Genomic DNA, 9,134 nt, shown 5'->3' with positions numbered 1-9,134 from the left:
CTCAGCAAGGTTAAGTTTGGCTAACACCTCAACGCCACTTTGCCCTTGCGCCAGCCTTTCTGCCCGCGCCTTCTCGTTAGCATTACCCCAGGGTAACTTAATAATCCAACCAGCCGCCGTCGCTTTAGCGATCAGTTCCAGCCAATACTCCTCTGGCCAGTGCTTATCAAAACGGGTGGTGCTATGTAGAAATACCAGATAGTTCGCCCCGTCATGCTGATCAGTCATAAAGTGTTGACGAATAGCAAAATCGCCGCGACCTTCCAGCTCATAACCCAGCGCTTGCGCAAATAGCTGTCGAGTGCGCTCCACCGCATGCTGCTGTTTAGCAACACTAAAGCGACGCTGATAAAAATGGGCCGCCAACGATTCCCTCGCAGAGTTCTTATCATAACCACAGCGCACGCCATGACTATAGCGGGTAACCAGTGCGGCGCTTTTTAATAATCCCTGCGCATCAATGACTAAATCATAATTAGTGTCTGCCAGTGCCGCACGATAACGTCCCCATTCACCACCGGTAAAGGTTTGCCAAAGATTTTTACGCCAGCGACGAATAGCCACCGGAATGACCTTATCAACGGCAGAATGCCAACTTGGAATTTCAGCAAAGGCTTCTTCCACCACCCAATCAAACCGGATGTTAGGAATTGCCTTGACCGCATCGGTCAGTGCTGGCAGCGTGTGGATAACATCCCCCATGGATGAGGTTTTCACAATCAGAACTTTCAAGGGGATTCCTGCCAGTCAAATAAGGAGATATAGAAAGCCGCAGTATAGCATTTATCATTAATACGTCACCCTTCAGAACTTTTGCTTTACCTCTAAAAAAGTGACCCATCCGTTATTTTTGTCGACACATCGGCACTTTTCTACCATTTCACTGACTTTATTACTCTATAGCCGATTCCCTTTTTAACAATTGCTGATTACAATCATTAGCCTGAAAATTCTCTGAATCACGCTGCGTGCAACAGACCAATCAACTCAGATCAATCAACTCTTTATATGTTCGAGGTAACCAATGGCAGCTTTTGGAACTGTGTTTATACCGGAAATGGCAATCTCCTGGTTTGACGGTAATAGCTGGAGCCCGGCGGAGATCGTCAGCAGTGAAAGCATACAACTGCATCCCGGAGCCCATGTACTGCACTATTCCAGCACCTGCTTTGAGGGCCTTAAAGCATTCCGCCATGAAGATGGCTCGATCAATATCTTCCGTATGGATCGCAATATCGCGCGATTCACGCAAAGCAGCGAGCTATTAGCGTTACCGCCAATTGATAAAGCGGCGACGGAACAGATGATCATTGATATCGTCAGCCGCTATAAAGACGAAGTGCCAGAGCCTCCAGGTTCGATGTATATCCGTCCAACCCACTTCGGTACCGAACCAGCTATTGGTAAAGCAGCATCACCCTCAGTGACTTCATGCCAGTACATTCTGCTATCCCCAGTCGGCGATTATTTTGCCGGAGGCGATACCACGCTACGTTTGTTACTGGAAGAAGACGGTGCTCGCTGTGCTGCTCACATGGGTATGATTAAAAGTGGCGGCAACTATGCCAGCGCTTTACGTCCTATCATGAAAGCCAAAGAAGAGTTCAATGCGGATCAAGTGCTGTTCTGCCCGAATGGCGATGTACAGGAAACTGGTGCAGCTAACTTCCTGCTGATCGATGGTAACCAAATCATTACTAAAGCACTAGACGAAAGCTTTTTGCACGGCGTAACCCGTGATTCAATCCTGACTATTGCTCGAGATCTCGGCATGGATGTACAGGAACGCCAACTCACCATCGACGAACTGCTCGAACGGGCCGCTAAACCCGGTTGCGAAGCGGCACTGTCCGGCACCGCCGCAGTACTGACGCCCGTTGGCACACTGATTCATAACGGTAAAGACTATCCTGTGGGTGACGGCGGTATTGGAGCGACAACGGTTAAATTGCGCCAAGCCCTAAATGACATCCAGTGGGGCAAAGCTGAAGATAAGCATGGCTGGCTAACACGGATCTAATTGATCCCTTGTTACGGGGGCAACTAACAACGTTGCATCCATCTGGATAGATAACTCATAAACCTCGCAACTTGCGGGGTTTTCTTTTTTAAATGCCCAGCGATATTGCCGCCTTTTATATTGTCCTCAAAAGCTGCACAATAACCGAATAACACTAATAACAAACGGATATTGCCATGCGCCCTGCCACGCCCGAACTGCTCACTATGTTGACTGAACTGATCGCAACACCCTCAGTGAGCTGTACTGCGGCACATTGGGATCAGAGCAACTTGGCCGTGATTGAAAAGCTCGAGCAATGGTTGTCCGCTCTCGGCTTTCACACTGAGATTATGCCGCTCCCCGGACAGCCGGAAAAAGCGAATCTGATCGCCACTCTTGGCAGTGGTCCCGGAGGGTTAGTGCTAGCAGGACATACCGATACCGTGCCATTTAACGCGGAACTGTGGAATAGCGATCCCTTTAAACTGACCGAGAAAAATAACCGTTTCTACGGCCTCGGCACCTGTGACATGAAAGGTTTCTTTCCCATTGCAATCGAAGCGGCGCGCAAATTTACCGAACAAACCCTGAAGCACCCACTCATCATCTTAGCGACCGCCGATGAGGAAAGCTCGATGGATGGTGCCCGAGCACTGGCTGAAGCAGGCCGCCCTAAAGCCCGTTATGCTGTGATTGGTGAGCCTACCAGCTTACGACCGATCTATATGCATAAAGGCATTATGATGGAGCAGATTAAAATTAAAGGCACCGCGGGTCACTCATCCGATCCGGCACTGGGCGCCAGTGCGCTCGAGGCGATGCACTCGGTGCTGGGTCAACTGATCAGCTTTCGGCAGGAACTCCAACGAGATTATCAAAACAGTGATTTCAAAGTATCGGTACCGACCCTCAATCTAGGCTGCATTCATGGCGGAGATAACCCCAACCGCATCTGTGGTGCCTGCGACCTTGAATTTGATCTGCGCCCATTGCCCGGTATGTCGGCCGACCTGTTACGCGAAGCCATTAGTCAGCGCTTACAACCACTGGAAAACCAGTTCGGCGTATCGATTTCGACGGCTCCGCTGTTTCCCGAAGTGCGCCCGTTTAGTAACGATAAACATTCAGAACTAGTGCGCAGCGCTGAAAAATTAACCGGCTATCAGGCAGAAGCCGTCGCTTTCGGTACCGAAGCGCCGTTTATGCAAGATTTAGGCATGGATACCATTGTTATGGGCCCAGGCTCCATCGATCAAGCCCACCAGCCTGATGAATATTTGGCTTTTGACCAGATAAAGCCTACAGTAGCGGTACTAGAACAACTGATTGCAAGGTACTGTTTTTAATCGTGAATAAAGATAGCAGCCAATACGTTAACTGGTTTCGTCACAGCTCCCCCTATATCAATGCTCATCGGGGCAAAACTTTCGTTCTGATGTTAGGAGGGGAGGCGCTCGCCGATCCAAATTTTGCCAACATCATTCACGATATTGCTCTGCTTAATAGTCTTGGAGTCAAACTCGTATTAATTCACGGTTCACGACCTCAGATCAGGGCACGCCTAGAAGAACAAAATATTGTCGGGCGGGTTCACCATCACTTACGCGTCACCGATACTGATACGCTACGCTGCGTCATCGAATCCGCCGCCAGCCTTCGCACTGAAATAGAAGCCAAGCTCTCTATGGGGCTGGCTAATTCGCCGATGCATGGCGCAAAAATCCGCGTATGTAGCGGTAATTTCGTCACCGCGCGCCCATTTGGGGTCTATAACGGTGTCGACCTTTGCCATACCGGCGAAGTACGGCGGATTGATCAAGAAGCGATCCGCCAGCAACTCAGCATGAATAATATCGTGCTGCTGTCACATTTAGGCTATTCACCCACCGGGGAGATTTTCAATCTAGCCGTTGAAGATGTAGCGACTCAGGTCGCCATCAGCCTTGATGCCGATAAGCTAATTCTGTTTGGCGAAAACGGTGGGGTACGTGACAGCACCGAAGTCCTGCGGTCAGAACTACTGGCCGATACGGCAGAGCGACTGGTAAGCCAGTATATGACTAAACATAGCGCTCCGGATCAAGTACCTTCAGAACTTTGTCGTCACCTTCAGGCGGCGGTTAAAGCCTCACGCCACGGTGTCGCCCGTAGCCACTTAATTAGCTACCGTGAAGACGGCGCATTAGTGTCCGAACTGTTCAGCCGTAACGGGATCGGCACCATGGTGATCGAGCAGTCTTACGAACAAGTAAGGCCTGCCACCATTGAAGATGTGGGTGGTATTTTGGAGCTTATCCGTCCCATGGAGGAAGCGGGTATTCTGGTTCGCCGCTCCCGCGAATTACTGGAAGCAGAGATCAATCAATTTACCGTGGTCGCCCTCGATGGTGCGATTGTCGGCTGCGCCGCCCTCTATCCCTTCCCTGAAGAACAGATTGGCGAGCTCGCCTGTGTGGCTATATCGCCGGAATATCGGGGCGGTGAACGAGGAGAGTCCCTACTACATGCGATCGAAGCGGCCGCACGGGCGCAACAGCTTAACCGGTTGTTTGTATTAACAACCCGCACTGCTCACTGGTTTATCGAACGCGGCTTTGAGCCAACCGAGATCAGCAGCCTGCCCAACCGCAAGCAAGAGATGTATAACTTTCAACGCAACTCTAAAGCGTTCTCTAAGCCACTTTAATCCCCACTAAAAAGCGGCTGTGCAGGCAGAAAGATGCTAATTTAATGGCATTCTGATCGAAAACAGCGCGCCGCCCAATATTGATTCACCGATGGCCAACTCACCGTCGTAGCTACTGAGAATGTCAACCGCCACCGATAAACCAATCCCTTGGCCCGGCGCGGAGGTGTCCGCCCGCTCGCCTCGTTTAAGAATCGTTTGACGCAGTTCCGGCGAGACGCCCTCACCATCATCGGCAATATCGATCTGCAACATCCCGCCACCGTTACTGAAGCTAACAGCCACTTGATGATGCCCATACTTAAAGGCGTTCTCGAGAATATTACCCAGCAACTCCATCAGGTCACGCTCATCTGCCGGTAGTTGGTAATCGCCCCCGAGTTGAAGTGTTATCTCGATCTGCTTATCACGATAGACCTTATTCAATGCCGCAGTCATGCGTTCAATCAAGGGCGCAACCGGCGTTTTTTTCGCCAGTGTTCGCCCCTGACTTTTAACCGCTCGGGAAAGTTGATATTGAACAATCTGATCCATCCGACCAGCCTGATCCGTCACCAATTTCTGGTATTCATCAAAAGTTAACTTTTCCTGCCGCGCCCCCTGAATAACGGCTAACGGTGTTTTCAAACTATGGGCCAGATCACCCAAAGTATTTCGATAACGCTCTCGCTGCAGACGTTCATTACTGATCAACAGGTTCAGATTATCGGTCACGGCTTGCACTTCGGTAGGATAATCACCGGTCAGCTTATCACTCTGCCCCAACTCAATCCGTTTAAGATCTTTAGCCAACTGTGTCAACGGTTTAAGACCCCAGCGAATTAGCGCAGTCTCTATCAATAAAAAGAGGAAAATAGCGCCACTCAACCATCCCCATAAACGGGTATTAAAGGCATGTTGCTCGGTTTTAACCTCACTGTCCGACTCCAATACCGTAAAGACATAGTTGTGCTCCCGTCCAGCAATCTCCCATAACAGAGCAAACTGATAAACGAACATCCCCTCATTAGGCATACGATAAAACCGTGATTCGCCCGTTTTGAGCCCTTCGGCATCGAGCTGATCAATCAACGCATCAGTCAGCAGTTTGGCGGATTCTGAATACCACACCAACATATCATTGCCGTCATTCAGAAAACCATACAACCCTGACTCTACCTGACTGTAGCGAGGCTCCTGTAAATCATCAGGAATCATAATCCGGTCACCCCTTAGCTCAGCAGCCCCCAGAATCAAATAGACCTGCAGCTTCAACCGCTCCTCTTCAGCAGCTTCCAAGCTATGATGAAACGCCTGCTGTAGCGCAAAGCCCGTGAGCCCAAAAAACACCGGAAGTAACAGCAGTGACGCCAGTAATAGACGCGCGCGAAGGGCCTTGGGCATCATGTGTTACTAGCAACTCCAGCGGGTAGATCAAAGCGATAGCCAAGCCCGCGTACGGTCGAGATAGGCTGTAACGATTGCTCCGGATCGAGTTTCTGCCGTAAACGGCGAATAAAGACCTCTAACACGTTACTGTCACGGTCAAAGTCTTGATGATACAGATGCTCTGTTAATTCACTCTTAGAGATCACTTTTCCAGCATTCAGCATCAAATATTCGAGGGTTCGGTATTCATAACTGGTGAGTTTAACCGCAACCTCATTGAGATAAACATTCCGGCCACTGCTATCGAGCTTCAAAGGGCCAAACTCCAGCATCGGTTTAGCATGTCCAGCCGCTCGACGCAGCAGTGCATTCAAACGCGCCATCAGCTCTTCAATATGGAACGGTTTGACCAAGTAGTCATCCGCGCCGGCCTCTAGACCCTCAACTTTATCTTGCCAGTCACCCCGAGCGGTTAAAATAAGCACAGGGAAATTAACGTCACTTTTACGCCAACCCCGAATAACCTCGACCCCAGACAACTTCGGTAAACCGATATCAACAACCGCAAGGTCATAAGGAAACTCACTACCAAGATACAGGCCCTCTTCGCCGTCTTCGGCTTCTTCAACCGCATAACCACTGTCTTGCAGTGTGGTTACCAGTTGCCGCCGTAGATCCGTATCATCTTCAATAACCAGTATCTTCATACATTCATTCCCTTCTATTGATGGTAAAGCCTTATGGGGATATCACCTGACCGCTTCTCGCATCAATTAATACCGTTTTAACACGCCCTTTATTAATCAAGCGAATATGGTGTACTAAACGACCACCACGTTTTTGTGTATCCGCCTTAACCACTTTACCGCCATAGTTCTGTTTAGCTATCTTGGCTGCCTGCTGTAACGATACAGAATTTGCCGCAATCATCACCGATCCAACACTATATCTAGGCGTTACCTGAGCTATACCGGCTACGGCAGCCGTTCCCATGATCGTCATCAGTAAACCAAGGAGTGTATATGAGAACACTCTGAGCATGATTATCACCCTTTCATTTACAACTATTTAAGAAACAGGACTCACATTAACCCTTACAGGTATCCGTTTGCCTGGATGATGATCCATCCGCGTATTATAAGTACGACCATTATAGCGGTAAGTCACATTATAACCGGCGACTCGCTCATAATATTCCACATCATGCTGCACGTTACACCGTGTTTCAGTACGGTAACCGACATGATTATCACGTTGTCGATTGTGAGTGACATCGTTACCGATTGATGCCCCTAACACCGCACCTACCACAGCACCCACCTTCTTATTGTCTTGCCCATGCCCTAAGCCATTACCGATGGCTCCGCCAATAATACCGCCAAGTATCGGACCCGTGTAGGATTTTTGCTGATGACGAGGGGTTTCATAGCGCACCTCTTCCTCCCAACACTCCCGTCGAGGAGTGCGGCGTTCAGATTGCACCACAATAGGCTGTACCTGAATCACCTGGGCATACTCTCGGTGATGCCGTTCTTCTTTATAACGGGAATCGGCTTCCACTACCGAAGAAAAGAGTCCTAAGGCCATCAAACTACATACGATTATCTTTTTCATAATTACTCTCCTTCTCTATTACTAGAGTCTGGAGTCTATTGTGATATCACTGGACTGAACCGATCCTGAATTGCACAGTTCCTAGTTCAGCTTTACCTAACTTCACAACTCCCCTCTTTCACTCAAGCAAAACAATGAGAAAGTGCAGACGAAAAAAAACCGACGGCGAGCGTCGGTTTTCTCTTAGCGCCTGATTCAGCGCAGAATGTAATGTTTATTTAGTATCACATTTCTTACAGCTACTGATACCTAGAATACGATACAACGGGCACCAGCCAAACAGCGCAATAGCGATCAAAGGTACGCCTATCCACCCCCATGGGGTTTGAGGGCCAACAAATACGAGTGCTATCAGTATTAAACCAACAACGATACGAATAACTTTATCAATAGAGCCGATATTCTTTTTCATCTTTCTATCCTCAGATTCTTCAGGGTTAGATAAAGTATGGTCCGGCTTACAGGTAAAGTCTGTGACAAAGTCACACATAGGATTTATTGTATCGTTTTAATGACCTAGGGCAGCATTTTTCATGGCGCCTTTATTAAGAAACAGCACCTGATTACGTCCCAGTGAAACCCACTCTTTCTGCTCAAACATCTTTAATTGACGGCTTACCACTTCCCGCGCAGTACCTAGCTCATCAGCAATCTCTTGGTGGGAACGTAGTAGTACAGAACCTGGCCCAACATGTTCTATCAAATAGCGAGCCAGCCGAGTTTCAATTCGTTCAAAAGCGATCTCCTGCACCAGCGTGATCAATTTAGCTAATCGCTCGCCGTAAGAGTCGAAGATAAATTGCCTTAATCCTGCTGATTCAGTCATCGCCCGCTGAAACTCTGTCAACGGCAGTAAAAACGCAGTTACTTCTGTTTCGGTAATCCCTTCGGCAGGATACTCTTCACCCCCTAATAAACAGGAGGTCGTGAGCACACAGGTCCCCTGGTTTTCGATGCGGTACAAAATCAACTCCCGACCATTGGCGTTTCGGCCAAGCACTTTCACCACGCCCGAAATAACAATAATAAAGTGACTACAGACATTACCCTGATGGAACACGACCTGATCTGCCGGCAACTCTACCCGCTTCGCACGACTGAGAATAGCAAGACCGACATCATCCAACGCCCCCAGTTGAGGAAACTGCTGTGTGAGTTGACTGATATCATTCATGGTCCGCAGATTTCTCCACCGCCTGACGCCGTGCCCGCACCGCCAACATCACATAGCGAATGTTGTAACTAAAGCCGATTACCAGCGCAATAGGCATCGTCACTAAAAACACACTTCCGAGGGCGGGAGAAGACAATAATTGTCCCAACCAAAGGCACAGCACACTAACAATCGCTACGGGGACACCGGTTCGCATCATCCGCTTAAGCCAACGATCAGAACGCACCTGTTTTTTATCTATTTCCATGACTCTCTCCACTGTTCTGAATGCATTAAGAATACGATGTTAT

The 9,134-nt window shown here is 49.0% G+C and carries 11 protein-coding genes; 3 read left to right on the top strand and 8 right to left on the bottom strand.

The genetic code is table 11. The annotated features are described in order from the left end of the window. Positions 1-732, bottom strand: a 732-nt coding sequence (waaC, locus tag KO512_RS04895; protein ID WP_215951217.1) for a lipopolysaccharide heptosyltransferase I, incomplete at its 3' end; no start/stop codon positions are given. A 292-nt stretch (positions 733-1,024) separates the two neighbouring features. On the opposite strand from waaC, the gene KO512_RS04890 reads away from it, so the two are divergent. From KO512_RS04890 to argA, 3 genes are all read left to right on the top strand, one after another. Continuing rightward, positions 1,025-2,020, top strand: coding sequence for a branched-chain amino acid aminotransferase (locus KO512_RS04890; protein WP_215951216.1), 996 nt, complete (start codon positions 1,025-1,027; stop codon positions 2,018-2,020). Between the two features lie 176 nt (positions 2,021-2,196). Further along, positions 2,197-3,348, top strand: a complete 1,152-nt coding sequence (argE, locus tag KO512_RS04885) for an acetylornithine deacetylase (RefSeq protein ID WP_215951215.1) — start codon at positions 2,197-2,199, stop codon at positions 3,346-3,348. A gap of 2 nt (positions 3,349-3,350) precedes the next feature. Next, positions 3,351-4,688, top strand: a complete 1,338-nt coding sequence (gene argA / locus KO512_RS04880) for an amino-acid N-acetyltransferase (protein WP_436792264.1) — start codon at positions 3,351-3,353, stop codon at positions 4,686-4,688. Positions 4,689-4,724: 36 nt separating this feature from the next. On the opposite strand, the gene KO512_RS04875 is transcribed toward argA, so the two are convergent. From KO512_RS04875 to KO512_RS04845, 7 genes are all read right to left on the bottom strand, one after another. Further along, entirely contained in the window at positions 4,725-6,074 is a 1,350-nt protein-coding gene (locus KO512_RS04875) for an ATP-binding protein (RefSeq protein WP_215951214.1), read from the bottom strand. Then, the gene (locus KO512_RS04870) at positions 6,071-6,763 is read right to left on the bottom strand and encodes a response regulator transcription factor (protein WP_215951213.1); all 693 of its coding nucleotides are present in this window, start codon (positions 6,761-6,763) and stop codon (positions 6,071-6,073) included. Before KO512_RS04870 ends, KO512_RS04875 begins: the two co-directional genes overlap by 4 nt. Positions 6,764-6,794: 31 nt before the next feature. Then, entirely contained in the window at positions 6,795-7,097 is a 303-nt protein-coding gene (locus KO512_RS04865) for a PepSY domain-containing protein (protein ID WP_215951212.1), read from the bottom strand. Between the two features lie 27 nt (positions 7,098-7,124). Next, positions 7,125-7,670 (bottom strand): glycine zipper 2TM domain-containing protein, encoded by a 546-nt coding sequence (locus KO512_RS04860; RefSeq protein ID WP_215951211.1) that lies wholly within the window; start codon positions 7,668-7,670, stop codon positions 7,125-7,127. Between the two features lie 214 nt (positions 7,671-7,884). Beyond that, positions 7,885-8,082 (bottom strand): YgaP family membrane protein, encoded by a 198-nt coding sequence (locus KO512_RS04855; protein WP_215951210.1) that lies wholly within the window; start codon positions 8,080-8,082, stop codon positions 7,885-7,887. Between the two features lie 96 nt (positions 8,083-8,178). Further along, positions 8,179-8,844 (bottom strand): Crp/Fnr family transcriptional regulator, encoded by a 666-nt coding sequence (locus KO512_RS04850; protein ID WP_215951209.1) that lies wholly within the window; start codon positions 8,842-8,844, stop codon positions 8,179-8,181. Then, entirely contained in the window at positions 8,837-9,091 is a 255-nt protein-coding gene (locus tag KO512_RS04845; RefSeq protein WP_215951208.1) for a hypothetical protein, read from the bottom strand. Before KO512_RS04845 ends, KO512_RS04850 begins: the two co-directional genes overlap by 8 nt. Positions 9,092-9,134: the final 43 nt, after the last annotated feature.

It is taken from the genome of Amphritea atlantica (assembly GCF_018860855.1).
GTDB lineage: Bacteria > Pseudomonadota > Gammaproteobacteria > Pseudomonadales > Balneatricaceae > Amphritea > Amphritea atlantica_A.
This window is presented reverse-complemented; position numbering and strand designations above follow the sequence as displayed.

Coding starts and splice junctions, on each gene's coding strand:
- KO512_RS04890 (WP_215951216.1), top strand. CDS start 1,025: ATGGCAGCTTTTGGAACTGTGTTTATACCGGAAATGGCAATCTCCTGG.
- argE (WP_215951215.1), top strand. CDS start 2,197: ATGCGCCCTGCCACGCCCGAACTGCTCACTATGTTGACTGAACTGATC.
- KO512_RS04875 (WP_215951214.1), bottom strand. CDS start 6,074: ATGATGCCCAAGGCCCTTCGCGCGCGTCTATTACTGGCGTCACTGCTG.
- KO512_RS04870 (WP_215951213.1), bottom strand. CDS start 6,763: ATGAAGATACTGGTTATTGAAGATGATACGGATCTACGGCGGCAACTG.
- KO512_RS04865 (WP_215951212.1), bottom strand. CDS start 7,097: ATGCTCAGAGTGTTCTCATATACACTCCTTGGTTTACTGATGACGATC.
- KO512_RS04860 (WP_215951211.1), bottom strand. CDS start 7,670: ATGAAAAAGATAATCGTATGTAGTTTGATGGCCTTAGGACTCTTTTCT.
- KO512_RS04855 (WP_215951210.1), bottom strand. CDS start 8,082: ATGAAAAAGAATATCGGCTCTATTGATAAAGTTATTCGTATCGTTGTT.
- KO512_RS04850 (WP_215951209.1), bottom strand. CDS start 8,844: ATGAATGATATCAGTCAACTCACACAGCAGTTTCCTCAACTGGGGGCG.
- KO512_RS04845 (WP_215951208.1), bottom strand. CDS start 9,091: ATGGAAATAGATAAAAAACAGGTGCGTTCTGATCGTTGGCTTAAGCGG.